The 24,608-nt window shown below is 61.5% G+C and carries 19 protein-coding genes; 10 read left to right on the top strand and 9 right to left on the bottom strand.

Annotation, left to right across the window (positions count from 1 at the left end; genetic code table 11):
- Together IRZ31_RS09555 and IRZ31_RS09550 are read left to right on the top strand one after the other, a co-directional pair.
- Positions 1 to 350 (top strand): hypothetical protein (locus IRZ31_RS09555; protein ID WP_297152823.1); only part of this gene is annotated, 350 nt, incomplete at its 5' end.
- A 154-nt stretch (positions 351 to 504) separates the two neighbouring features.
- Complete coding sequence (locus IRZ31_RS09550) at positions 505 to 1,455, top strand: diacylglycerol kinase family protein (protein WP_297152821.1); 951 nt, start codon at positions 505 to 507, stop codon at positions 1,453 to 1,455.
- A 190-nt stretch (positions 1,456 to 1,645) separates the two neighbouring features.
- Here the strand turns inward: IRZ31_RS09550 and nth are convergent, their stop codons facing one another.
- Positions 1,646 to 2,314 (bottom strand): endonuclease III, encoded by a 669-nt coding sequence (nth, locus tag IRZ31_RS09545; protein ID WP_363325655.1) that lies wholly within the window; start codon positions 2,312 to 2,314, stop codon positions 1,646 to 1,648.
- A gap of 233 nt (positions 2,315 to 2,547) precedes the next feature.
- Here nth and IRZ31_RS09540 point away from each other — a divergent pair, with 233 nt between their 5' ends.
- Positions 2,548 to 3,828, top strand: coding sequence for a cysteine desulfurase-like protein (locus IRZ31_RS09540; protein ID WP_297152817.1), 1,281 nt, complete (start codon positions 2,548 to 2,550; stop codon positions 3,826 to 3,828).
- A gap of 359 nt (positions 3,829 to 4,187) precedes the next feature.
- A complete protein-coding gene (locus tag IRZ31_RS09535; RefSeq protein ID WP_297152815.1) occupies positions 4,188 to 4,742 on the top strand; it encodes a hypothetical protein in 555 nt (184 codons plus the stop codon).
- 177 nt (positions 4,743 to 4,919) lie between these two features.
- On the opposite strand, the gene IRZ31_RS09530 is transcribed toward IRZ31_RS09535, so the two are convergent.
- Positions 4,920 to 5,801 (bottom strand): DUF6081 family protein, encoded by an 882-nt coding sequence (locus IRZ31_RS09530; protein WP_297152813.1) that lies wholly within the window; start codon positions 5,799 to 5,801, stop codon positions 4,920 to 4,922.
- 419 nt (positions 5,802 to 6,220) lie between these two features.
- Here IRZ31_RS09530 and IRZ31_RS09525 point away from each other — a divergent pair, with 419 nt between their 5' ends.
- Entirely contained in the window at positions 6,221 to 7,447 is a 1,227-nt protein-coding gene (locus tag IRZ31_RS09525) for an acetate kinase (protein WP_297152811.1), read from the top strand.
- A gap of 195 nt (positions 7,448 to 7,642) precedes the next feature.
- Here the strand turns inward: IRZ31_RS09525 and IRZ31_RS09520 are convergent, their stop codons facing one another.
- The 4 genes from IRZ31_RS09520 to IRZ31_RS09505 all read right to left on the bottom strand — a co-directional run bounded on the left by IRZ31_RS09520 (position 7,643) and on the right by IRZ31_RS09505 (position 10,871).
- Entirely contained in the window at positions 7,643 to 8,581 is a 939-nt protein-coding gene (locus IRZ31_RS09520) for a dihydroorotate dehydrogenase (RefSeq protein WP_297152809.1), read from the bottom strand.
- Positions 8,582 to 9,454 (bottom strand): orotidine-5'-phosphate decarboxylase, encoded by an 873-nt coding sequence (pyrF, locus tag IRZ31_RS09515; protein WP_297152807.1) that lies wholly within the window; start codon positions 9,452 to 9,454, stop codon positions 8,582 to 8,584.
- The gene (pyrE, locus tag IRZ31_RS09510; protein ID WP_297152805.1) at positions 9,451 to 10,059 is read right to left on the bottom strand and encodes an orotate phosphoribosyltransferase; all 609 of its coding nucleotides are present in this window, start codon (positions 10,057 to 10,059) and stop codon (positions 9,451 to 9,453) included. Before pyrE ends, pyrF begins: the two co-directional genes overlap by 4 nt.
- 92 nt (positions 10,060 to 10,151) lie before the next feature.
- A complete protein-coding gene (locus tag IRZ31_RS09505) occupies positions 10,152 to 10,871 on the bottom strand; it encodes an FKBP-type peptidyl-prolyl cis-trans isomerase (RefSeq protein WP_297152803.1) in 720 nt (239 codons plus the stop codon).
- Positions 10,872 to 11,315: 444 nt separating this feature from the next.
- Here IRZ31_RS09505 and IRZ31_RS09500 point away from each other — a divergent pair, with 444 nt between their 5' ends.
- Positions 11,316 to 14,684, top strand: a complete 3,369-nt coding sequence (locus IRZ31_RS09500) for a S41 family peptidase (RefSeq protein WP_297152801.1) — start codon at positions 11,316 to 11,318, stop codon at positions 14,682 to 14,684.
- 345 nt (positions 14,685 to 15,029) lie between these two features.
- On the opposite strand, the gene IRZ31_RS09495 is transcribed toward IRZ31_RS09500, so the two are convergent.
- Positions 15,030 to 16,346, bottom strand: a complete 1,317-nt coding sequence (locus IRZ31_RS09495) for a formimidoylglutamate deiminase (protein ID WP_297152800.1) — start codon at positions 16,344 to 16,346, stop codon at positions 15,030 to 15,032.
- Between the two features lie 60 nt (positions 16,347 to 16,406).
- Positions 16,407 to 17,411 carry a LacI family DNA-binding transcriptional regulator gene (locus tag IRZ31_RS09490; protein ID WP_297152798.1) on the bottom strand — a complete coding sequence of 335 codons (1,005 nt, stop codon included), beginning with the start codon at positions 17,409 to 17,411 and terminating at the stop codon, positions 16,407 to 16,409.
- 288 nt (positions 17,412 to 17,699) lie between these two features.
- On the opposite strand from IRZ31_RS09490, the gene ptsP reads away from it, so the two are divergent.
- The 3 genes from ptsP (at position 17,700) to IRZ31_RS09475 (ending at position 22,943) form a co-directional block, all read left to right on the top strand.
- On the top strand, positions 17,700 to 20,162 hold the full coding sequence (gene ptsP / locus IRZ31_RS09485) for a phosphoenolpyruvate--protein phosphotransferase (protein WP_297152796.1): 2,463 nt from the start codon (positions 17,700 to 17,702) through the stop codon (positions 20,160 to 20,162).
- On the top strand, positions 20,159 to 21,112 hold the full coding sequence (pfkB, locus tag IRZ31_RS09480; protein WP_297152795.1) for a 1-phosphofructokinase: 954 nt from the start codon (positions 20,159 to 20,161) through the stop codon (positions 21,110 to 21,112). The genes ptsP and pfkB overlap by 4 nt, the downstream gene beginning before the upstream one ends.
- Positions 21,113 to 21,431: 319 nt before the next feature.
- Entirely contained in the window at positions 21,432 to 22,943 is a 1,512-nt protein-coding gene (locus IRZ31_RS09475; protein ID WP_297152793.1) for a fructose-specific PTS transporter subunit EIIC, read from the top strand.
- Positions 22,944 to 23,385: 442 nt separating this feature from the next.
- Here the strand turns inward: IRZ31_RS09475 and IRZ31_RS09470 are convergent, their stop codons facing one another.
- Positions 23,386 to 23,748, bottom strand: a complete 363-nt coding sequence (locus tag IRZ31_RS09470) for a hypothetical protein (RefSeq protein ID WP_297152791.1) — start codon at positions 23,746 to 23,748, stop codon at positions 23,386 to 23,388.
- Positions 23,749 to 24,489: 741 nt separating this feature from the next.
- Between IRZ31_RS09470 and IRZ31_RS21370 the strand changes: the two genes are divergently transcribed.
- A partial coding sequence (locus IRZ31_RS21370) for a LacI family DNA-binding transcriptional regulator (RefSeq protein WP_363325654.1) occupies positions 24,490 to 24,608 on the top strand: 119 nt, incomplete at its 3' end.

Here is a 24,608-nt window from a genome sequence, read left to right as displayed (position 1 = left end):
TGAATCTGGAGGCTTTTGCTCGTGGCTATCACCAGGGGCGAAAATACTACTTTGAGGAGCGAGAACTCTCGGAGCGCGTATGTCAGTGTCTGGCAGCCAGCGACCTGCTCTGGCTGATCGCCGTGCCCGACGAGAGCGGCCATTATCAGCTCGTGGACGAGGGCCGTCTGCTCACTGAGTTGCCCGAGGGCATTGCCCCGATGCTGGGCCTGATCGTAGGCTATCTGAGCGGACCGTTGCAGCCCGAGAGCGCTGAGGAGCGCCAGCAGCGCCGGGTCGAGCTTCAGGCGCTACGCCAAGGCGCTTGTTCCCTCTCTGAGAGCCGTCAGGCCGGTGCTGCTGCTTCCTAGCGGATGCTGGGCGGTCAGCCGGGTCCCAGATCGCTCACCATCAGAACAGCACAAGGAAGGGAAGGTCAGGCTCTGCCCCTTCCCTTCTTTACGGCAGAGTATCAAACGTGCTACAATCCGGGCGCACGACATTTCTGCCGCCTGGAGGCCCTCAATGGAGATCGCTTCTGCCACTTCACCCTCATCCTCCACTGCCAACCGCCCGCCCCTTGTGATCCTCAATCCTACCGCCAATCAAGGTCGCATGCAGCGTCATCGTACCCTGGTACGCCAGCGGGCTGCCGCCATCGCGGGAGCCGACTACTGCGAGACCGCACGGGCCGGCGAAGCTGAAGAGCTTGCCTGCGAGGCTGCACGCCAGGGACGGCCCGTCATCGTCGTCGGTGGCGATGGCTCCGTTCACGAGGTTGTGAATGGTATCCTCAGCAGCGGTCGGCGTGTACCTTTGGGCATCATCGCCGCCGGCTCCGGCAACGACTTTGCCTGCAACACCCTGCGACTTCCGCGTCAGCCGGAGGCCGCCATCGAGCGCGCCTTTAGCGGTCAGCCTGTGCCCATCGACGCCGGCCAGGCCAACGAGCGCTACTTTGCCAACTCCTTCAGCGTCGGTCTTGACGCCGACATCGCCGCCAGTGCTCGCCAGCTCAAAAAGATTCCCTTTATGACCGGCATGCGCCTCTACTACAGCTCCACCGTCAGACAGCTTCTTTTCGGCTATCGACAGTGCCCCTGGCTGCGCTTTAGCCTGGAGCCTGCCGATTCCGAGGCTCCGCCCGCCGAGACCTTCCAGCGCTACGTATTGCTGGCCGTCACCAACGGCCCCACTTATGGCTCAGGCTTCCGCATCAATCCCAAGGCCGACGCCAGCGACGGCCTGCTCGACCTCTGCACTATTCGCTATGCCCCCTTGGGGCGTGCCCTCAGACTGCTCCCCGTCGTCAAGCGCGGCCAGCATGCTCATCTGCCCGAAGTCCACTTCTACCGCATCCAGGGCCTCATCATCGAAAGTCGCCTACCGCTCAATGCCCAGATGGACGGCGAAGTTTTCCACGGCCAGCGCTTCGAGGTCACCGTCCTTCCGCAGGCACTGCTTGTAAGATGCTAGCCTGAGCGATCCGGCGCCCGTAGTGCGGGTCCATCTCGCTTCCGGTCATCAAGACTATAAGAATTTCTTCAGCGCGAGCCACGGCGTCTCTCAATTCACTCGTCGCAGCGCAACCAGCTCCCGGCCACGCAGTTCAACCGATCAGGCTGCGACGGGTGCTTGCCCTTGCCTCTCTCGCTGAGAATGCCTCTCATGAGGACTGGTGTGCAGCGGTGCGGCGCGGGCGCTTTTTTGCGGCTGCTGTCTCCCCATTGGCCCGGAAGGCCGAGGGGCAGAGCGGTACCAGCGGGCACTCTTCGCAGCGAGGATCGCGAGCGCGGCAGAGCGCCCGCCCGTGGAAAATTAAGAGATGGGATAGATCCAGCCAATCCTCACGCGGCACGATGCGCATCAGATCGCGTTCAATCTGCTCAGGGTCCTCACTCTGCGTCCAGCCCAGGCGGCGCGCCAGCCGCTTCACATGCGTATCTACCACGATACCTTCGACAATGCCAAAGGCATTTCCCAGCACCACATTGGCGGTTTTGCGTGCCACGCCTGGCAGCGTCAGCAGCGCCTCCATACTGCGCGGCACCTCGCCCCCGTAGTCGGTGATCAGGCGCTGGCAGGTTAGTCGCAGATTGCGCGCCTTATTGCGATAGAAGCCGGTCGGCTTGATATCCTGCTCCAGCTCCTCGGGGTTAGCGTTGGCGAAATCCTCAACCGTGCGATACTTGCGGAAGAGCTGAGCCGTCACCTCATTGACGCGCTCATCAGTGCACTGGGCCGAGAGCTGGACCGCAATCAGCAACTGCAGTGGATTCTCATAATTCAAAGTGCACTTCGCATCGGGATAAAGGCGCCGCAGCTCGGCAATCACCGCGCGTACGTGCTCGGGTGAGCCGGGGGCCGGTCCCTGATAGGTCGGTGGCAGATTTGCATTTGCAGTACTCACGAATCGTCCCCTGCCTTCTTCTAGTCTTCCCCCTTCAATGGTAGGCCCATTATAGCACAGGGCGAACCTGGTCAGTTACGGAGCCAGCACCAGCCGGCGACGCCAGGTGATATGATGAGAGCAAGGGACAATGGGGACTTGCCAAGGAGGATCACCACATGACAGTACCTCTTGACCTGAGTGCCTACCGTCGCTATTTTCCAGCCCTGCAGCAGGAGATGAACGGTCAGCCCGTCATCTACTGGGATAACCCCGGCGGCACCCAAGTCGCCCAGCAGGTCATCGAGGCCATGACGCGCTACCTGCGCGAAGCCAACGCCAACGCCCACGGGGCCTTTCTCACCAGCCGGCGCACCGACGAGACCATCGCCGCCGCGCGCCAGGCGATGGCCGACTTCCTCAACGCCGCCAGCCCGGCAGAGATCGTCTTTGGTCCCAACATGACCACCCTGACCTTTGCCTTCAGCCGCGCCATCGGCAAAACGCTGCAGCCCGGCGACGAAATCATTGTGACCGTCCTCGACCACGATGCCAACGTCGCCCCCTGGCTGGCCCTGCAGGAGCGCGGCGTGGTTGTGCGCACCGTCGATATTCATCCCGAGCATGTCACGCTCAATCTGGAGGATCTGCAGGCCAAGCTCAACGAGCGTACGCGCCTGGTAGCCGTGGGCTATGCTTCCAACGCCGTTGGCACCATCAACGATGTGCGGCGCATTACAGAGCTGGCCCACGCCGTCGGCGCCCTGGTGTGGATCGATGCCGTGCAATATGCACCGCATGGGCCGATCGATGTCCAGGCCCTCGATGCCGATTTTCTGGTCTGCTCGGCCTATAAATTCTTTGGTCCGCATCTGGGCATTCTCTACGGCAAGCGCGAACAGCTAGAGCGCTTCCCAGCCTACAAGGTGCGCCCGGCCAGCAACGCGGTCCCCGACCGCTGGGAGACCGGTACCCAGAACCATGAAGGATTGGCCGGTTTGTTGGGAGCCATCGACTATCTGACGCTGCTCGGAGAGGAGCAGGCCGCCCACTATGGCAACGATCCCGCGCTGCAGTCCTACGTCGGGCGGCAGCACACACTGAAAGCGGCGATGCGTGCGATCAGCGACTACGAACGCCAGCTTTCGGCCCAGTTGCTGCGGGGCCTGCGCGAAATCCAGGGCCTACGTATCTACGGGATTAGCGGGACCACCCCCGAGGAGCTGGCGCAGCGGGTCCCAACAGTGGCCTGTACCATCGATGGCCGTCACCCGCGCGAGCTGGCTGCCGCCCTGGGTGAACGTGGTATCTTCGCCTGGGACGGCAACTATTATGCCCTTGGCCTGATGGAGCGCCTCGGCCTTGAAGGACGTGGCGGCGCCCTGCGCCTCGGCCTCTGCCACTATAATACGTCCGCCGAAATCGAGCGCGTCCTGGGCGTCCTGGAAGAGCTGGCCTGAGTTAGCGCACACTGGCTGGCCCCAATTGGGATCTGCTGGCCAGGAGAAGGCCAATCCGATCCCTGTCCAGTGAACAGCAGCAGAACGCGGCGCGAAGAGCAGCACGGCGGCAACCTGACTGAGCTAAGGGCCTGGCGGCGAAGAGAGAGCGGGTACAGTTGCACTTTGCCGCCCAGGTCCCCTATGCGTCAAGAATGAGATCTTCCCAGCCGAGTGAGCACTTGTATTTTTGTCTGCACTGATCTACCCTAAGATAGGTAGAGAATACAGACGTTCGATTTATCTGGCTGTTCCTGCAGAAGCTTATAGTTCTTATTGAGCAAGGACGGAGGCCAGGCATGTAAGGAGGTTAGTATCTGATGGATCAGAAATGGATCTACGGTCCAGACGATCTGTACGGCATCTCAGCCTATCTGCAGCTCATCCAGCAGTGGGTTGCCACGGCCTTTCCCCAGCCGCGCGACCCGGAGATCGCCGCTAGGCTAGCCAGCCTGTGGGCTTCTCTTGGCTGGGCCCTGCAAGGCCGCGCCGTGGCTGAAGAGGCCAGACGCCTGGCAGCCAAGAAGAGGACAGGGGAATTTTCTCAGGAGGACGCAGAGCAGCTGCGTCCACAGCTTCGTGAGGTGACTTTTGATGAGGAGATAAAGAGCCTGGCCACAGTGGGACGGGCGGGTGATCCTCCTGTCCAGGGGCTTGAGCAGCGGCTACGTGCTCTGGCAGAAGCTGGCGTTCGCGAGGGTTTCCTGGCCGTGGCGATGCGCGAGGCCACAGAGTTCCGCATTGCCAGGAGCCTGCCGGCGGCCCTGGATCAATGGCAGCAACTCGCCGATCAGCTCGTCCCGCGCTTTATGTGGTTCGCCAGCTCCTACCTGGAGATGCTCCCGAACACGACCGTTTACGGGCCGGGCAGCTAAAGGGTCCTGTCTGTCCCAAAGAGAGATCTGCCCCCTTGGGCCTGCGCCATGCAGGCACTATGCTTATGGTCTCGCCGGCCTGGCCCGGGACGGAAGTCGAGAGCTTTCCTCATCTCGTGGTCAGGCAGCACAACCCTGCACCCGGGTCCGGCGCGCTTGAGTAGGAGGCACGGGCCTCTACGGGCCGGTATTCTCTCCGTCCTCCCCATTGCCTCGCACTGTGATCGTAAACGGCCCCCACTCACCGATCAGGCCCTGACCATGCAGCGAAACGCTACGTCCGTCTTCAATGCTCTTCTCCGTCATCAGGCCCAGCGCCAGAATGCAGCCGTCCACCTTGCACGGTACCTCGCTGTAGCGACCCACCTCCTGCCCATCCAGGAAAAAGCAGACCTCATCGCGCGCCTTGCAGTAGCTGATGCCGTAGCGATGCCACTGCCAGGGCGCTGTTTCTACTGCCAGCTCATTGAAATCGCAGAAGTACTTTGGCTTGACGGCTCGCTCCGGCTCAGGATCGGGCGGCGCTGGCACTCCTGGAAACGGCAGGAGCGCATAAACCGTGGCAATCGTATCGTTAGAGACGAAGAAATCGAAAGCCATACCGGTGGCGAAATCGAGCAGGTGAGCCGAGACAAAGCCATCGTAGAGATCCCGCGGTCGTGTATTAATCCCACGGGCTCGCATCTCCCACTCAAAGAGAATCGTGCCCTCATCGGGCATTGTGAAACGCCGTGTCGAGAAAAACATATTTTTGGCGTTATCGAGAATTTGAACCTCGTTATGAAAGCGGGTCAAAGGGACCGCTGCCACGCGCAGGCGGTTGCCCTCGACTACCACCACGGCGTTTGGCTCGCGATAGCGCCAGAAACTGCCGTCGGGCAGCGGGAAACCGCCATATTCCCAATGGCGATCAACGCCACTGATGATACTATGGTAACCGGCATAGATAAAACGCTCCCCTTGCTGACCGGGCCCCCGAGAGCTATCGGCAGCAGCCTCCTGGGAAAGCCTGGCCTGCTGAATCTGCTCCTGATCGATCTCTTGCCGGGCATCTGTCATTGCTACCTTGCTCCTTCCCCTTGTCTCACTGACATCAGTGCTGATGCTGTATACGTATACAGCTAGTATGCATATGGATGTTTCTGCGTATATGTATACGTAGACACGCAGTCACCACTCGAAAGGACCCTCTGCCGCCCTCGCCGTTCCACCCTTCCTCTCTACTCCCCCAACCGCCGCCAGCAGATAGGTCGCTTGCTTCATGCTATCATCCTGGCCAGGCCCAGGACAAGACGCGTTTCCCTCCACATCAGCCTCCCCTTTATCGATGGGGGCGAACACCGCCAGCTCGCAACCGTGGCTTCTGTGATGCTTCCGTGTCTGTGCACGGTCGACTTCCGTAACAGATAATAGAAGAAGAAACAGTGAGCCAAGCAATCCCGCCGCTTGAGAGAGCCGTAGAAAGGACAGCGCACGTTATGAAAATCCTCGTCTTTAACGCCGGTTCCAGCAGCCAAAAGACCAGACTATACGAATTACAGGCGCCTTTACCAGCAGAGGCGCCACCTCCCATATGGGAAGCCAGCGCCGACTGGTCGCACGAGCCGGGCAAAACTGAACTGGTCATTCGCAGCGCCAGCGGGCAAGAAGAGCGCGAGACGCTACCAACCAGCGAGCGGCCCGCGGTCCTCAAACACATCCTGCACAGCCTCAGCCACAGCTCAACACACAGCATCGACCAGAACGAAGAGATCGGAGTCATAGGGCATCGCGTTGTGCACGGCGGCGCTCACTATAGCGAGCCAGCACTGATCACCCCCGAGCTAAAAGCCACTATCGAGCATCTGCAGGTACTGGCGCCTGCTCACAACCGTGCCAGCCTCGAAGCCATCGCCGCCGCAGAAGAAGTCTTCCCCCAGGCGCGGCAGATCGCCGTTTTCGACACCGCTTTCCACCGCCATATGCCTCTGCCAGCCCAAATCTATCCCGGCCCTTACGAATGGTTCGCCCAGGGCCTGCGCCGCTACGGCTTCCACGGCCTGAGCCACCAGTACTGCGCGCGCCGGGCCGCCCAGCTCCTGGGGCGCGACCTCACCAGCCTGCGCCTCATCACCTGCCATCTGGGTAACGGCTGCTCCCTGGCCGCCATCCTGGGCGGCGAAAGCATCGAAACCACAATGGGCTTCACCCCTATGGAAGGGCTGATGATGGGCACACGCTCCGGTTCGATCGACCCCGGTTTGCTCCTCTACCTGCTGCGTCACGCTGGCTACAGTGCAGACGACCTTGACCGCATTCTCAACCGCGAATCAGGATTAATGGGCATATCTGGTTTGTCGGGTGATATGCGCATCATCCTGCAAGCGCGTGCCGAGGGGAATCGACGGGCCCGTCTGGCCTTCAACACCTTCGTTCACCGCCTGCGTCTGCAAATCGGCGCCATGCTGGCAGTCTTGGGAGGCATAGACGCCCTGGTCTTCACCGGCGGCATCGGCGAACACGCGCCCGAAGTACGCGCTGCTGCCTGCGAGACCCTTGGCTTCCTTGGCCTGGCCATCGATCCCAGCCGTAACGCTGATCCCGGCGGCGATGCCGACATCGCCAGCCCTCACTCAGCCGTGCGCGTGCTGGTCGTGCAGACCCAGGAAGATTGGATGATCGCCGAGGCTTGCTGGCGCCTGATCAAACAGCGCGCCCAGACCTGAGTACTCGTCTCGGTCCTACAGCTCCTCCTGTCCTATCTCTCCCCAAAAAAAGAGTCAGCTTCTTGAAGTTCTGCAGTCCTCAAGAAGCTGAAACAGAGGCCCATGCGGCGAGAGAGCAGTCCTGATCGGACAAGCCTTCAGATATAGAGAGGAGCGCCGTCCAGCTCTGGCTTGGCTTGCCCAGCAGAGCGCGGTTTAAGGGAGGGCGGTCCCAACCAGTTCGGCAATGTTCTCGACGCCGTGCGCTTGCATAAAAGCCTCAATCCCTTCCAGCACAAGCACACCTGTACGCGGATTCACAAAGTTGGCCGTGCCGATCTGCACAGCGACCGCCCCGGCCATGATAAAGGCCAGCGCGTCCGAGGCCGAGGCAATCCCACCCATGCCTATAACTGCCACCCCCGGCTGCCGGTCGCGTAACTCACGGGCCACCTCGTAGACCATGCGCAAGGCCAGCGGTCTGATCGCTGGTCCCGACAACCCGCCGGTCCCGTGGGCTGGCAGTGGACGGCGCGCCTCAATATCAATGTCCATCCCGGTCAGGGTATTGATCAGGGAGACAGCATCGGCTCCAGCCTCCGCCGCCGCCAGGGCGGTTGGACGTGCATCGCCAGTATTAGGCGAGAGCTTGACAATCACCGGCAGCGTCGTGCTCTGGCGTACCGCTGCCGTGACTGCGGCCACCGCCTCGGGACTCTCTCCGAAGACACGGCCTCCGGCGCGGACGTTGGGACAGGAGACGTTGACTTCAACGCCCGCTACTCCCGGCACCCCCTCTAGACGCTGCGCCAGCTCAGCAAACTCTTCGACCGTCTCGCCAGCGATGTTGACGATTACGGGCGTCTGCCAGGTGGCCCAGATCGGAGCATATCTGCGGATCACAGCCTCGATGCCGGGGTTCTGCAGCCCAATGGCATTGAGCAAGCCCGCCGCGACCTCGCGCGTGCGTGGCTGCGCGTTGCCCCGCCGCGGGCGCAAGGTAGTGCCCTTGCTGACAATGGCTCCCAGGCGTTCGATCTCAGCGATTCTGGCGTACTCCAGGCCGTAACCACAGGTCCCGGCAGCTAACATCACCGGATTACGCAGCAGCAGACTACTCTTGCGTCCAGCCGCCAGTTCGACCGTAAGCTGCATCTAGCTTCCTCTTGCCTGGTTGATGGCATTACGTAGACGCCGCGCTGCCTCGCCCGCCGCCAGAGCGTAGTCGCTTCCTCCGTCAGCATACAGGATAGCGCGCGAGACCGCTATCAGGATTCCCCCGCCATCCTGATCCAGACCGGCTCGCACCGCCGCCTCTAGCTCGCCTCCCTGGGCTCCAACGCCCGGCACCAGCAGCGGCAGCGTCGGGCAGCGCTCCCTGATGGCCGCCAGCTCGCGCGGATAGGTCGCCCCGGCCACCAGCCCACAATTGCCGTGACGCTCTTGCCATTGACACACGCGTTCCGCCACTGCCAGATAGAGCGGCGTGAGCTGCGAGTCAGGCGTTTCCTCACCTCCGGCACCAGCCGCGGAGGAGCGGACCAGGAGATCTTGAAAATCGCGCGCACCCGGATTCGAGGTGCGACAGAGTATAAAGGCTAGCTTCTCACGATAGGCCAGAAACGGCTGCACGCCATCGTAGCCGAGATAGGGCTGGACTGTCACAGCATCGCAGCCGAGCTGTTCGAAGATAGCCACGGCATAGGCGCGGGCCGTGTGCCCGATGTCGCCGCGCTTGGCATCGGCAATCACCGGCACCTCCGATGGGATCGCCGCCAGGATCTCGCGTAGCAGCGACCACCCCTGCGGCCCAAGAGCCTCAAAAAAGGCCAGGTTCGGCTTATAGGCACAGGCATAGGGCAAGGTCGCCTCTACGATCTCGCGACAGAAACGCACCAGCGCCTCCGGGCCACCTCCCTGCAGCGGCTTCGGCAAGCGCTCCAGCTCGGGATCAAGTCCAACGCACAGTAGACTCTGACGATCACTACTCGCCTGCCGCCACTTCTCCAGAAAGCTCGGCCCGCTCATGATGATCTCCCTCCAGAAGCACCCAGGCCACGGCTGCCGGGCTTCGTCAATGGCAGTCCCCGAGCGCAGAGAGGACAGGCGCCAGGCTCATAGGTCCGCGCCGTCACCGTCAGGAGCGCCTGGCAAGGAACAGGCAACTGCTTTGCCGCCGCGCCGCCACTACGATCCAGCAGGACTGCAATGCCCACGACCGTCGGCTCATAGACCAGCAGAGCCTGCAGCGTCTCGTGCAGCGACAGCCCTGTCGTCAGGACATCGTCAACCACTAAGACGCGCTCGCCTTGCCGCAGGCTAAAGCCACGGCGCAGCTCACGCCCACCACCGGCAGCCGGCTCTACCACCAGGCAGCGCGTCCCAAGCTGACGCGCAACCTCCTGGGCCAATAGCGCCCCACCAGTGGTGGGACCAGCCACGGCCTCGATCTCTTCGCGAGCATAGCGCGCCACCATCTCAGCGCAGAGGCGCTCTGTGACCCGTGGCCACTCCAACAGGCGAAACTTCTCCCAGTACTCGTCACTGTGCCGACCCGAGGTCAGCACAAAGTGCCCTTTCGAGACAACCCCCAGACGCTCAAAGAGCGCCAGCAGCTCTGTTTCATCCATCATTTCCCATCCCTCAGTGGCTTGCGCTGCACTACCGTGTTTGTTAAGGCTGACCGCGGCAGCTTGCCAGCGGCCAGCCGGCGAGGCCGCTCAGGCTACTTCACGCTGAGCACGATGACATCGAAGATCAAATCCGAGTTAGCCGGAATCGAGCCTTGCGCCTGATTGCCATAGCCGAGCTTCGCCGGAATGTAGAGGCGACGAATCGTCCCCGGCTTGACCCCAACCAGGCCCTCATCCCAGCCTTTAATGACCTGCCCCTTGCCCAGCGTGAATGAGAACGGCTGACCGTTGCGATCATAGGAACTATCGAACTTCTTGCAGGTATTGGCCAGCCAGCCGACGTATTCCACCTCCAGGGTAGAGCCGTTCTTAGCCGCTGTACCGCTGCCTGTGCGGATGTCTAAATACTTGAGTCCATCACTCTTGACCACTGGCGTTCCATTGACCGCTGGCGCCGTCGCCGGTCCCGCTGTTGGGGTAGCCGTGGCGCTGTAAATCGAGGGCACCTGCGTAGAGGCACTGCTATCGATGAAGCAGTTGCGCGCCAGCGCCGTCGCCGTGGCGTTGGCATGGGCCTTGCTGACAGCGGTCGCTGTGGCTTCACGTGAGGCGGCCTGCTGAGCATTGACACGCTGATACTGCCAAAAGCCCAGCACGGCCAGGGCAATGATGACAAGCGTAACAGTGCTGGTGATAATGAGCTGTTGACGCCTCCGACGCCGCACCTGCCTTCTGATTCGCTCTTGCTGGCGCTGCCCCGGACGGCGCTGTCTCTGCGAACCTCCTTTTTTCCCCTGTGCTGTCTGCGTCATACACTCTCCTCTGTGGATCTGTGATGGATGCCTGCCCCGGTGGTGATGGTGTGCATTGTTACGCTGAGATTAACATGTTTCCTCCACTCTGGCAAGAGCAAGCCTGCGCAGGTTGCTGCCGGTTTTCTTCTAGCATCCTCTATCACCTACGCGAGCTTCCCCTCGCCCACAAGCCATGATCCCCACGAGACGCCGCCCACTCGCCTCCGCTGCCCACCACAAGGCTGTGCCGCTGGCCACCCACGATCGTTCATCACTCAGCTAAAACTCGACAATTGAAGCAATCTATGCTAGAATGCTCCTAGTAGCTTCACTAGAGTCTCTCGACTACTGCGCAGTAGCATAGCTTATCTCATAGAATAGGGTCAAGGCGCTAGACGCCATTCTTTTGCCATACAGAGGACTCAGCAGCGATTGATTCCTGATCCAACCAAAGGAGAGAGTATGCCTTCCCAGGGATATGTGCGCTTCCCGACGATCTACCACGATCAGATTGTCTTTGTGGCCGAGGACGACCTGTGGCTCGTTTCCAGCGAAGGTGGACGCGCCGAACGCCTGACGGCAGGCATGGGCGCGATCAGTCACCCGCATTTTTCTCCCGATGGCACCCAGCTTGCTTTTGTTGGTCATGAGGAAGGTCCCAGCGAGGTCTTTCTGATGCCAGCGGCAGGTGGGCCGGCCCGCCGCTTGACGTATCAAGCCGCCTCCTGTAAGGTCCTGGGCTGGACTCCAACGGGCGACGCCATCCTCTATGCCAGCAGCGCCGGTCAGATGAGCCTGCACTATGAGGTGATCTACGCTGTCAGTCCCGCTGGCGGCCTACCACGCCAGCTTCCTTACGGCGCCGCTAATGAGATCTCTTTCGGCCCTCATGGCGGCATCGTCCTCGGTCGCAACATCCGCGAGGCAGCTTATTGGAAGCGCTATCGCGGTGGCACTGTCGGCCACCTGTGGTGCGACCGCGATGGGAGCGGGCACTTCGAACGTCTGTTGCGCATCGATGGGAACATCAGCTCTCCCTGCTGGGTGGGCGAGCGCATTTACTTCCTTTCCGATCACGAAGGAATCGGTAACGTCTATTCATGCACCCCCGAAGGGGAGGATCTGCGTCGTCACACGCACCACGAGGATTTCTACGCGCGAAATCTCGCTAGCGATGGCGAGCGTCTGGTCTATCATGCCGGAGCCGATCTTTATCTGTTCGATCCCGAGAGCAACCAGACACGCCGCCTGGAGGTGCTGCTCCCAAGCCAGCGTACACAGCGCAATCGCAAGTTCGTGTCGGCAGCTCACTATCTCGATACCTATGCCCTCCATCCCCAGGGGCATATGGTCGCGGTGACAACCCGTGGCAAGGCGTTCTCTTTCGGCAACTGGGAAGGACCGGTCATTCAGTATGGCGAGCCTGATGGTGTGCGCTATCGCTTCCTGCAATGGCTCAACGATGGGCGCCGCCTGGTGGCAGTTTGCGATGCCATCGGACGCGAAGCGCTGGTAGTCTTTGATCCCGAGGATGCTACTGAGCCTCGCCTCTACGCCGAGATCGAGTTTGGGCGAGCACTGACCGTCGAGGTCTCGCCGGTCGCCGACGAGGTGGCAATCTCGAACCACCGCAATGAGCTGCTGGTGGTCGATCTGGTCCAGGGTCGCCCCCGCCTGCTTGATCGCAGCTCGTTCGGCCAGATCGAGCATGTGGCCTGGTCACCCGATGGGCGCTGGCTGGCCTACAGTTTTCCTTCCAGCGCCCAACAAACGGCCATCAAACTTTGCAATTTGGAGAGTGGCGAGCTGGCCCTGGCCACACGCCCAGTGCTACACGACGTGGCTCCCTCCTTTGATCCCGAGGGGAAGTTTCTCTACTTCCTGGGATACCGCATTTTCAATCCAGTCTACGATGCTTTGCAGTTCGATCTGAATTTTCCACGCGGGGTGAAGCCCTACGCTATTATGCTGCGCCGTGACCAGCGCTCGCCATTTGTACCGGAGCCACGGGCGCCACAGCCGAATGGGCGCGAGAAAGAGGAGAAGCGGGCCGGTCCCACGGGAGCCGAGGGCGCTTCCAGAGGAGACTCCAAGGAGGAGGGCGAGGAGGAGAACGGCGAGGAGGGCCAGCGCCGCCCTGTCTCCATGACTATTGATCTGGAGGGCATCACAGAGCGGGTGCTCCCCTTCCCCGTGCCAGAGGGCCGCTATCGCAAGATCCGCGGCATGAAGGGGAAAGCTCTCTTCCTGAGCTTTCCGGTCGAGGGGGCGTTGCACAGCCAGATCGATAGCCAGACTCCGCCGGTGCGCGGCCATATCGAGTGCTACGATTTAGAGAACCATAAGTATGAGTGGCTGATCGATGGCGTCGATGATTTCGAGCTGGCGCGCGATGGACGCATGCTGATCTATCGCTCCGGTCAGCGCCTGCGCGTGGTGAAGGCCGGCGAGAAGGCTCCCAAAGGGGAGAACGGTGAGCGGGCAAGCCGTGAAACAGGCTGGCTGGACCTGGGTCGCGTGAAGGTGTCGGTGCAGCCAGCCGCCGAGTGGCGCCAGATGTTCGATGAAGCCTGGCGTCTGCAGCGCGAACAGTTCTGGGACGAGGATATGTCAGGCATCGATTGGGAAGCCATTCATGCCCAGTATGCCCCCTTGCTGGAACGCGTTGCTTCGCGTTCGGAACTGTCCGATTTGCTCTGGGAGCTGCAAGGGGAGCTGGGTACGTCTCACGCCTATGAGATGGGCGGAGAGTATCGCCACGGACCGCAGTACCGACAGGGCTTCCTTGGCATCGACTGGCTCTACGACGCTGAGCACGAGCGCTATCGCATCGCCCGCATTGTGCGGGGCGATCCCTCTGATGGCCGCGCTACTTCTCCGTTGACCTCGCCCGGGCTGAACGTAGCCGAGGGCGATGCGGTACTGGCGATCAACGGTCAGCGCGTCGGGCCACAGCGCAGTCCCGAGGAGCTGCTGGTCAATCAGGCTCATAATGAGGTACAGCTGACGATCGAGAGCGCAGCCACCGGCGAGGTGCGCACAATCACAGTGAAGGCTCTGGCCAGTGAGCGCCAGGCTCGCTATCGCGATTGGGTCGAGAGCAATCGACGCCTGGTGCACCAGCTCTCGGAGGGACGTGTAGGCTATATTCATATTCCCGATATGGGAGCTGAGGGTTATGCAGAGTTCCATCGTAGCTACCTGAGCGAGTATGATCGCCCGGCCCTGTTGATCGATGTGCGTTGGAATGGCGGCGGCCATGTCTCGCCGCTGTTGCTGGAGAAGCTGGCGCGTCGTCGCCTCGGCTACGATTTTCCACGCTGGGGGCAGCCCGTCCCCTATCCCCCGGAGTCGCCACGTGGCCCAATGGTCGCTTTGACCAATGAGCAGGCTGGCTCGGACGGCGATATCTTTAGCCATTGCTTTAAGCTGATGGGCCTGGGACCGCTGATCGGGAAACGTACCTGGGGCGGCGTGATTGGTATCAGCCCCCGCCATCGCCTGGTCGATGGAACACGTACGACGCAGCCCGAGTTTGCTTTCTGGTTCAAAGATGTCGGTTGGAATGTCGAGAATTACGGCACCGATCCCGATATCGAGGTCGATATCGCCCCCCAGGACTACGCTAGCCAGCGTGATCCGCAGTTGGAACGCGCCGTCGCTGAGGCGCTGCGCCTGCTGGAGAGTTATCCTGTCCTGGAGCCGAAGCCCGGCGAGCGTCCACGTCGCTCACGCCCACGCTTGCTGCTTTCTTCACCAGCTACTGAACCTGGCTCCAGCAACCAGGCTCTACCCGACAGCAATGTCGATGCCCCCGCAGCGGCGGAGTGAGTGCGTGCGTGCCAGCGATCGAGAGCACGTGACAGTCAACCACTCCTGGCTCAAGCCAGGGGTGGTTGACTCAGTCTTGGCGTTGGCAGGACAGTCAACTATCCTCGACGTGAGAGTAGCTCAGGAAGAGGCTGCCTGGGTAGCTCCCCGTCCCGCCGGAGACAGCCACAGGCCGGGCCGTTAGTTAGAAGGTACAGGCCTCTCAGTAGAATAATAGCGACGAGATTGATGAGCAGCCAGGTCGTCAGATAACCGCCAAGACGGCGCTGATGGGACTGATCTACCGCCGCTGGCAATCGTCTATAGCTGCCACGCTCCCTCTCCGGGCGCAGAGGGGCTTTCATTTCAGCGAGAATAGACCTGCCTTCCCGCCACCCAGACAGCGTTGACAACCTCCGCTGAGGCACCGAAGAAGAGACTATCAAGCAGGCTCTCGACTGTCCAGCCCTGGAGCATGGGGTGCTCCAGATCAATGGCCACGAGATCAGCCAGGCGACCGGGTTCAAGGCGCCCACTCTCAACACCCAGGGCCGCCGCTCCATGCTCGCAGCCACAGGCCAGTAAATAGGCCCCGGGCGATGCGTCGGATTCAGCCACGAGCACGCGCCGCTCGCCATAGCGCAGGCGCGCCGTGTACTCTGCCCAGCGCAATTCTTCGAATGGATCAAGGCGTGTATTGCTATCGGAGCCAATGGTCAGGGGAATGCCCTGCGCCAGGAAGTCGCGGTATGGCGGAATGCCATCGCCCAGGTCGCCTTCAGTCGTAGGACAAAGGCAAACGCTGGCCTGAGAGCTGGCCAGGAGAGCCAGCTCCTGCTGATCGGCATGCGTGGCATGAATGACAGTGGTCAGCGGCCCAAGCACCTCGCAGCGTGCCAGCAACTCCAGCGGGCGGCAACCACAGGCCGCCAGACAGCTCTCGATCTCTGCCAGTTGCTCATCGGCATGGATATGCAGCGGCAGCCGCTCCTGCCGGCTGTAGGCAGCAATGGCGCGCAGCCAGTCCTCGGGAACCGCTCGCACCGAGTGCGGCGCCAGTCCGACGGAGGTTCCCAGGCTGCGCAGGGCCTCGACCCGCTCCAGATAGGCGGCGACCGAGGAGTCGCAGAAGCGGCGCTGTTCCTTTAAAGCCGGCTGGCCAAAGTCGTTGCGCGCATAGGCGGCCAGCAAGATCACCAGACGAATACCTGCCTCACGGGCTGCTTGTAGCAGGGCCTCGGCCATGAGATTGGGGGGACTGTAGGGCTGACCATCGGGTTGATGGTGCACATAATGAAACTCGCCAACCGTGGTGTAGCCGGCAGCCAGCATCTCGCGATAAGTAGCCCGGGCCAACGTGTAAAGACGTTCAGGGTCGAGGCGCTGGGCCTCAGCATACATCGCCCGGCGCCAGCTCCAAAAAGTATCACGCCCGCTTACAGGCCGCTGAGCCTGACCACGTAGCGCGCGCTGGAAGACATGGCTGTGGACATTCACAAAGCCGGGCAGCAGGGCCTTGCCCGGCAGCGGCTCTAATACAGCCCCTTCCGGCAAGGCGAAGGCCCCCCCATCGGCAAAACGTGGCTGCAATCCAGCAATGCGCCCATCCTCATCCAGAGCCACCAGCAGATCGCGCTGCCAGCCGCGGGATGTATAGACATAATCAGGCCCCAGATAGCGCATGGCCGCCTCCTTCCTCCTTAAAAGATAGTCTTCCCTACCAGCGATTCAGGCTCGCCGCTCTCAACCACAACGAACGCGCGGCGCACTAGAGCCACGAACCAGCAGGCGGCCTTTGAGGATAACGCGTCGCGTCGGACGCTCCGGCTCAGCCACCCGCTGTAGCAGCAGTTCAGTGGCCGTCTTGCCAATCTCATACGTCGGCTGCTCGATCAAGGTAATCGGCGGCTGGACCAGCGAGGCCCAGGTCGTCTCATCAAAGGTGACGAGCGCTACCTCATCGGGAATACGCAGCCCGCGCTCGCGGATCGCCTCCAAGGCTCCCGCAGCCAGCAGACTATTGGTCGTGAGCAGCGCCTCCGGCGGCTCGGGCAGCTCTAACAGTCGCAGGGCCGCCGCGTAGCCAGCCTCAATCTGCGGCGGCACAAAGCGCACGAGCTCCGCTGTCGGCAGCAGCCCATAGGCTCGCAATGCCTGTTCGTAGCCGGCACAGCGCTCCCGCCCCGTGGTACTGCGCTCTCCGCAGATGGCGGCAATACGCCGATAGCCATTCTCAAGCAGGTGCCGGGTCAGGCGATAGGCCGAATCAACGTTGTCCAGTAAGACCATATCAACGTCAGCGTCAGGAATCGAGCGATCGATGACCACCACCGCAAAACCTGTCTCCAGCTCGCGTAACCCCGCCGCCGTCGGCCCGGTCGGTGAGAGGATGACGCCCGCTACGTTGGCATCGCGCATCACATTGAGATAAATGCTCTCCTTCTTGGGGTCCTCGTCCGTGTTGCAGAGAATCAGGCTGTAGCCTTCCTCGTAAGCGGTATCCTCGACGGCGCGGCTGATGGCCGTGAAAAAAGGATTGCGAATGTCTGAGACAATCAGGCCGATCGTCGTGGTCTGCTGAGCACGCAAGCTGCGCGCAATGAGATTGGGACGATACTCTAGCTCCTTGATAGCCTTCAGTACACGCTCGCGCAGCGCCGGACGCACGTGCGGACTGTTGGCCAACACCCGCGAAACGGTGGCTGTCGATACACCCGCAGCCCTGGCTACCTCTTTGATGCTCGCCATGCACGCTCTCCGAATGCCTCTCGGTGATTGGCTTGCTGGCTGACTGACTCGCTCCAGTCAATTTGAATCTTACTATACCACAATTTTGTATCTCGGCATATCACCATGCAGCCATTTCGGTAATCATATTGAAATCGTTTACAAAAATCTCTACCATTTCCCGGCCAAAAAGGCCAATTTTTGGGCCTTCAGAGCCGCGGGAGAAGGGCAGATACTTGACAAACTTATTGTAATCGTTTACAAATAAGATAGAGTGTGTGCCCTGGCTCCTACCCCCTGGAGGCAACGATGATTCGCATAAGTGAGCAGCAAGTTCGGCTGCAGGCGCAGGCCGAGAACAAACAAGGAGCCATTCGCCAGGCGGGCGACCTCCTGGTGCGCAGTGGCTGCATCGAGGCAGGCTACATTGACAGTATGTTGCAGCGTGAGCAGGTCGCCAACACCTATCTTGGCAACGGCATTGCCATCCCCCACGGTTTGCCCCGCGATCAGGAGTTGATCCACCGCACTGGGATCGCTGTACTGCAGCTGCCCGCCGGCGTAACCTGGAACCCCGGCGAAGTTGTCCATCTGGTAGTGGCCATTGCCGCCCGCTCCGATGAGCATATCGATGCACTGCGGCGGCTGACGCGTGTGCTCGGCGACGCGGCTGCTGTCGAGCGCCTGATCCATACGACTGATCCCCGTGATATTATCGAGGCCCTCACCGGCGAACGGCCCGCCACCCCGAGCACCCTGACCGACTATGCCGCTTCCTTCGAGGCGGTGATTCAGAATCGTACCGGACTGCACGCCCGTCCGGCGACACGCTTTGTGGAATTGGCCCGCGGCTTCCAGGCAGCGATTCGGGTGCGCTACGGCGAGCGTGTCGCTGATGGGAAGAGTCTAATCGCGCTGCTTCAGCTGGGGGCTGAGCGCGGCGCCACCATTCGGGTCTCAGCAGAAGGCCCCGATGCGGCTCAGGCCCTGGCCACTCTGCAAGAGGCCATCGCCGCTGGCCTGGGTGATGAGCTGGAGCCGCTGCCGGCCCACGATGAGAAGATTCCAGGCGCTGTGCCTCGCTGGGCCCCGCATTCAGCGGCAGCCATCTACAGCGGCCTGGGAGCCTCTGGTGGTCTGGCGATTGCTCCGCTGCAGCGCTATCGCCGTGAGCGTCTAGAGGTCGCCGATCAGCCGGGCGATCCAGCCAGCGATGGTCTGGCCCTCCAGCGCGCCCTCGATGCCGCACAGGCCGAGCTGGATCAGCTCTATGAGGAGGTGCGGGCGCGCCTCGGTTCGAGCCGGGCCGCGATCTTCCGCGCCCATCGCGAGTTTCTGCAGGACGCCGAGCTGATTCAAGAGGCGGTCCGCCTCATCTACGCCGGGCACGGCGCTGCCTGGGCCTGGCAACAGGCCATCAACAGACGCGTGAACCAGCTGCAGCAGCTTGATGATCCAGTGCTGGCGGGACGCGCCGTCGATCTGAGCGACGTCGGTGAGCGAGTCTTACGCCACCTGCTCGGTGTGAGCGCCCCCAGGGCTTTCCCCCTCGGCGGACCGGTGATTCTGGTGGCGGACGATCTGACGCCTTCGGATACGGCAGCTCTGGACCCGGACATTGTGCAGGGTCTGTGCACGGCACGCGGCGGCCCAACATCGCATACAGCCATTATCGCTCGTTCCCAGGGCATTCCGGCGGTGGTGGCTGCTGGTGAGGGAGTGCTGGCTCTCGCCGATGGAACACCAGCTATTCTCGATGGCTTCAACGGACGGCTTTATGTGAAGCCCAGCGAGGCCGATCTGGCTGAGGCGCGAGCGCTGCAGGAGCAGCTGCAGCAGCAGGAGGAGGCGGCTCAGGGTCAGCGCTTTGCTCCGGCAGTTACCCGCGATGGTCACCATGTGGAGATCGCGGCCAATATCAACCGCGCTGAGGAGGTTCCCCAGGCCCTGGCCGCCGGCGCCGAGGGCGTCGGCTTGATGCGTACGGAATTCCTCTTCCTGGGACGGGCCACTCCCCCTTCTGAGGATGAGCAGTATGCAGCCTACTGCTCGATGGCCCGTGCTCTGAATGGGCGCCCGCTGATTATTCGCACGCTGGATATCGGCGGCGATAAGCAGGTGCCCTACCTGGAATTGTCTGCTGAGGATTCCTCTTTCCTGGGTTTGCGCGGCATTCGCCTCTGTCTGGCCTACCCCGACCTCTTCGTGACGCAGCTGCGTGCGCTCTACCGCGCTGCTGCCTGTGGGCCGATCAGTATTATGTTCCCGATGATTGCAACGTTGGAGGACTTCGCTCAGGCCCGCGAGTATGCCGAGCGTGTGCGACGCGAGCTGAATGCACCGCGCTTGCCGCTGGGCATGATGGTCGAGGTACCTTCGGCAGTGCTGCTGGCCGAGGAGTTCGCCGCGGAGGTCGATTTCTTCTCGATTGGTACCAATGATTTGACGCAGTACACGCTGGCAATGGATCGTCTCCATCCGCAGCTCGCTCGCCAGGCCGACGCGCTCCATCCCGCCGTTCTGCGGATGATTGCGCGCACGGTGGAGGCGGCACGCGCTGCCGGCAAGTGGGTTGGCGTCTGCGGTGGGATGGCCAGCGAGCCGCTGGGGGCTGCTCTCCTGGTCGGTTTGGGCGTCTCGGAATTGAGCATGACCATCCCCTCCCTTGCGACGATCAAAGCTCAGATCCGCAGTCGCTCACTGCTCGAATTGCAACAGTTGGCCCAGCGGGCTTTACGCTGCCGCACGGCAGAGGAGGTACGCGCTCTATGAAGGTGGCAACGGTGACCCTGAATCCGGCAATTGATCAGACGGTGCGCGTGGCTTCTTTGGAGCCGGGCCACGTCCACCGAGCGCGAGCCATGCTCTGGCAGGCTGGCGGCAAGGGGATCAACGTGGCCGCCTTTCTGGCTGCGAGCGGGTGCCCGGTTATTGCTACAGGCTTTCTGGGGAGCGAGAACGCCCCGGTCTTTGAGCGCTTCTTTGCCGAGCGCGGCATCGCTGATGCCTTTGTACGTCTTCCAGGCCAGACCCGCATCGATATCAAGATTGTCGATGAGGAGCGACGAGAGACAACCGACATCAATTTGCCGGGCCTGGCTCCTTCAGAGGAGGCTCTGAGCAAGCTGTGGCAAACGGTCGAAGAGCTGGCCGCCGAGTGCCGCTGGTTCGTGCTGGCGGGAGCCTTGCCGCCAGCGGTGCCCAGCTCCCTCTACGCAACGCTCATCGCGCGTCTGAAGGCCCTGGGTCGGCTCACGGTACTCGATGCCAGTGGCGAGGCCCTGGCCCAAGGCATCCTTGCCGGGCCTACACTGGTGAAGCCAAACCGGGTGGAGCTGGAACAGCTGGTCGGTCAGCCCCTGACCAGCCTGAGTGAGGTGGCTCAGGCCGCTCACTCCTTGCTGCGGCACGATATTCGGCGCGTTGTTGTCTCGCTCGGCGAGCAAGGGGCGCTTTTTGTGGAACGCGAGCAGGTTCTGCAGGCTTTACCGCCAGCGGTGACGGTAGAGAGCACGGTCGGGGCCGGCGATGCAATGGTAGCAGCTTTGGTGCTGGCCGAGCAGCGCGGTCTCGATCTGGCAGCCACTGCGCGCCTGGCAACAGCTTACGCCCTGGCCCGTATTACGCGCCTCGATGGGACGTTGCCGCCGTCGTCAGTGTTGGAGGACTACAGCGAGCGCGTGCAACTTTCACCGCTGGCCCTGTTGACTGCGGAGGGCTAGCACTGTGCAGGATTTCCATCCACGGCGCGGTCGGGCCTGGGTCCCCGCTCATCAGATGAGCCGTGACACTGGCAGCCTAGCCTCGGCGATGATCGTGACCACCCTGCCATCTGAGCCTGAGATGGCTGCCTGGCTCACCTGACCTGCGCGGCCTCTTCCCCCTCGCCTGGATGGGCTGAGCCGCAGGCGAGCAGCACCTTGCTGCCAGCTCGGCGGCCAGTCAGCAAGCCAAAGAGCAGCATTCCAGCCCCTATCTACGTAGGAGCAACGAAGCAGCGTCGTTTCGTCGACACCTAGCACACCACAAAGGAGTTCACACATGGCACGGATTGTAGCCATCACCTCATGTCCTACGGGCATCGCTCACACCTTTATGGCCGCTGAGGGTCTCCAGCGCGGCGCCGAGGCTCTGGGCCATACGATCAAGGTCGAGACGCAGGGATCGGTCGGAGCCCAGAACACTCTGACTCCCGAGGAGATCGCCGCCGCCGACGTGGTGATTATCGCTGCCGATACCAAGGTCGATCTGAGCCGCTTCAGCGCGAAGACGGTCTATGAGACCTCAACCAGCGCCGCCATCAAGGACGGCCAGACGGTCATTCGCGAAGCGCTCGCCCGCGCCGAGGCTGCGGCTGGTCAGGTTGGCGTAAGCGGTGCTTCTAAGGCAGAGTCCAGCGAGGACAGCGGCTATCTGACGCGAGTCCAGCAGGCCAAGGCGGCGCAGGCTCAGGCCCGTCGTGGTCCTTACAAGCACCTCTTGACCGGCGTCTCCTACATGATCCCCTTTGTCGTCGCAGGCGGTATTTTGATTGCGCTGGCTTTTGCCATCGCTGGCTACCGTATTGCCTTCTACGATACCTCCAATTTGACTACCTTGACGACTGGCTTCAGCGCCAATCCGCTGCAGTCGGTAGGGGCGGCGCTCTTCGTTATTGGCGCTAAGGCGGGCTTCCTGCTCTTCGTACCCATCCTCTCGGGCTTCATCGCTTACTCCATTGCCGACCGGCCTGGCATTGCCCCAGGTATGATCGGTGGAGTTCTGGCCAGCCTGACCGGCTCGGGCTTCCTGGGCGGCATCATCGCTGGTTTCCTGGCTGGTTACCTGGTCTATTGGATGAACCGCAGCATCCGCCTGCCCAGCAATCTCGCTGGACTGATGCCGGTGCTGATCCTGCCGTTGTTCGGTTCACTGATCGTCGGTCTGCTGATGCTCTATGTGGTTGGCACACCGGTGGCCTTGCTAAACCAGGCCCTGGTCAACGGCCTCAAGGATCTGCAGGGGGCCAATGCCGCCGTGCTGGGGCTGATTATCGGTCTGATGATGGCCTTCGATATGGGGGGCCCGGTCAATAAGGCGGCCTACGCTTTTTCGACGGGTCTGCTACTCGATGCCCACAACCCCGTCTATCTACCGATGGCCGCGGCTATGGCCGCCGGAATGACGCCGCCTCTGGGGCTGGCACTGGCGACGTTGCTCTTCAAGAATCGCTTCACTCCTGACGAGCGCGAGGCCGGCAAGGCCGCTTGGGTGCTGGGCCTCTCCTTCATCACAGAAGGCGCCATTCCTTTCGCTGCCAATGATCCGTTCCGCGTTATTCCTTCGATTATGGTCGGCTCGGCAGTGACCGGCGCGCTCTCGGCCTTCTTCGGCTGCCAGCTCCATGTGCCTCATGGCGGGATCTGGGTCATGTTCTTGCCCGGCGTGGTGGGCAATCTGCCGCAGTATCTGTTGTCGATTGTAGTGGGCACGTTGGTGACAGCTGGCATGCTCTTCGTGCTCAAGCGCCCCATCGCAGTTGAGCAGGAACGGCTGGAGCCGGCCCTGGCCTGAACAGCGAGCGCTTGCCGGTCCAGTGAGCCGGCGAAGCCCAGTAGCCAGGTGAGACAGCAACTGGCAGAGGCCACTGCTGTCTCACCCCCTCGTTCGCAGGAGAGGAGACTACACCACGTACGCGGTCGGCAGCAGCCTGCTTCCGTTGCGGCGAATCAGGCCCGCTTGGCAGGGAGCCAGCCATCAGAAGAGGACTGACTGGCTTCCGTGCGGCTTAGCTGCAGCCTAATCTGCCGCCAGCATAGCTTGGCCGCGACGCACTGCCCTGATCCTTTGCCCGGCGCACTCGCCGCTATCAGGGCAGGACACTGGTTGGAAGATCAGCCTGGCGAGCGAGTAGGACGGGAGAAGCGGCGCGCGAGCTGCCAGACCACGGAGCCGCTCAATACTGTTAGCCGCGCTCTTCTCTCTGTAGAACACGATGCCGACCTTGATGATCGGATCAACCGTCTTCATGACACGTATAAATTGCGATGCATTGATGATATAGGCCCCCGCTCCTTTTTGGGGCGCGTGTGTCGTATTCCCAGGCCGCTCCATAGGTCCCATTGCTATAGACTTCGTTGCCAATCTCCCAAAATTTGATATCATAGTGATGGGTGACGTTGGTATACCTCACCCAGGCAGCAGCCTCCTGGAACGTCCCAGAGCCATAGTTGACGGCGATGATGGGGGTGGCTCCCACCTGGCACATGACTTGCATGAAGCGCTCAAAGGTGATTGGCCCGGCCTCTGTGTTGCCCAGTTCAACGCTGTTGCTCTGCCAATGAAAGATATCCACGGTCGAACCACCCGGATAGGGCATGATCCGCAGGCTGTCTGCCCGTAGGAGCGCGGGCCCTGGGGATCAAGGAGATACCCATTCCAGACGGCACCGTTGACACCAAAGGCGACAGGTACCAGGAGGCTCACCGTCTGCCGTGGCGCTATGCGAATGTCGACCACAACCGCCGTGGTCGCAGCTCTGGCACCAATCTCTTGCTGGCTGGATGCTTCGGCCTCTATCGTGGGAACGCTGGAGAGACTCAGTAGCAGCAGAGCGGTAACTAACGGCAATGAGCTTTATCCAGCTGCATTGGACCGGCTTCGGGGAGATGCATTTGCCGGTCATGCTCTCTCCTTACTGGTTGTCTGCTCGTCAGCCCGCTCTGCTCGTTCGCCCGCCTGTCCGCCCGTCATGCACTATGACGTGCCCTGCATCGCCTCTCCGAGGACCGACGGAAGCGTGAGGTTGTTTTCCTTCTTTTGCAACCGTTACCGTAATCGTTTACGTAAATAGATATATTAAGAAGACTTTTGATTGTCAAGAGTGGGACATTAGCAGGCAGGATGGAACCTTCGGGATGCTTGTGCTTATGCTGGCGTTTCGGTATACTTATCTCGTAAGCAGGTAACCGAAGCAGGTCACCTGTGATCTCTCACAGAGTAGCGCAGGAACCCGGAGCAGCACCGCAGAGTAGAGATGACATGAAGGCAGGTTTCCACCGGCCTGCCTGCCTTGAGGCAGTTATGTTCCACAAGCAGCGGAGGCGAAAAGCAAACACCTATGGCCCACAAAGTTACGATACTCGATATTGCACGCCTGGCGAAGGTCTCCACGACCACCGTCTCGCGTGTCCTCCATAACAAGCCGGATGTCGACCCGGCGACGCGCGAGCGCATCCT

The sequence above is a fragment of the Thermogemmatispora sp. genome, assembly GCF_019683635.1.
In the GTDB taxonomy this organism is placed as follows: Bacteria; Chloroflexota; Ktedonobacteria; order Ktedonobacterales; family Ktedonobacteraceae; genus Thermogemmatispora.
Note: the sequence above shows the minus strand (reverse complement) of the source record. Positions and strands in the feature narration are given on the sequence as shown.

Excerpts from the sequence above, each read along its gene's own strand:
- IRZ31_RS09550 (WP_297152821.1), top strand. The coding sequence starts at position 505 with ATGGAGATCGCTTCTGCCACTTCACCCTCATCCTCCACTGCCAACCGC.
- IRZ31_RS09540 (WP_297152817.1), top strand. The coding sequence starts at position 2,548 with ATGACAGTACCTCTTGACCTGAGTGCCTACCGTCGCTATTTTCCAGCC.
- IRZ31_RS09535 (WP_297152815.1), top strand. The coding sequence starts at position 4,188 with ATGGATCAGAAATGGATCTACGGTCCAGACGATCTGTACGGCATCTCA.
- IRZ31_RS09530 (WP_297152813.1), bottom strand. The coding sequence starts at position 5,801 with ATGACAGATGCCCGGCAAGAGATCGATCAGGAGCAGATTCAGCAGGCC.
- IRZ31_RS09525 (WP_297152811.1), top strand. The coding sequence starts at position 6,221 with ATGAAAATCCTCGTCTTTAACGCCGGTTCCAGCAGCCAAAAGACCAGA.
- IRZ31_RS09520 (WP_297152809.1), bottom strand. The coding sequence starts at position 8,581 with ATGCAGCTTACGGTCGAACTGGCGGCTGGACGCAAGAGTAGTCTGCTG.
- pyrF (WP_297152807.1), bottom strand. The coding sequence starts at position 9,454 with ATGAGCGGGCCGAGCTTTCTGGAGAAGTGGCGGCAGGCGAGTAGTGAT.
- pyrE (WP_297152805.1), bottom strand. The coding sequence starts at position 10,059 with ATGATGGATGAAACAGAGCTGCTGGCGCTCTTTGAGCGTCTGGGGGTT.
- IRZ31_RS09505 (WP_297152803.1), bottom strand. The coding sequence starts at position 10,871 with ATGACGCAGACAGCACAGGGGAAAAAAGGAGGTTCGCAGAGACAGCGC.
- IRZ31_RS09500 (WP_297152801.1), top strand. The coding sequence starts at position 11,316 with ATGCCTTCCCAGGGATATGTGCGCTTCCCGACGATCTACCACGATCAG.
- IRZ31_RS09495 (WP_297152800.1), bottom strand. The coding sequence starts at position 16,346 with ATGCGCTATCTGGGGCCTGATTATGTCTATACATCCCGCGGCTGGCAG.
- IRZ31_RS09490 (WP_297152798.1), bottom strand. The coding sequence starts at position 17,411 with ATGGCGAGCATCAAAGAGGTAGCCAGGGCTGCGGGTGTATCGACAGCC.
- ptsP (WP_297152796.1), top strand. The coding sequence starts at position 17,700 with ATGATTCGCATAAGTGAGCAGCAAGTTCGGCTGCAGGCGCAGGCCGAG.
- pfkB (WP_297152795.1), top strand. The coding sequence starts at position 20,159 with ATGAAGGTGGCAACGGTGACCCTGAATCCGGCAATTGATCAGACGGTG.
- IRZ31_RS09475 (WP_297152793.1), top strand. The coding sequence starts at position 21,432 with ATGGCACGGATTGTAGCCATCACCTCATGTCCTACGGGCATCGCTCAC.
- IRZ31_RS09470 (WP_297152791.1), bottom strand. The coding sequence starts at position 23,748 with ATGCCCTATCCGGGTGGTTCGACCGTGGATATCTTTCATTGGCAGAGC.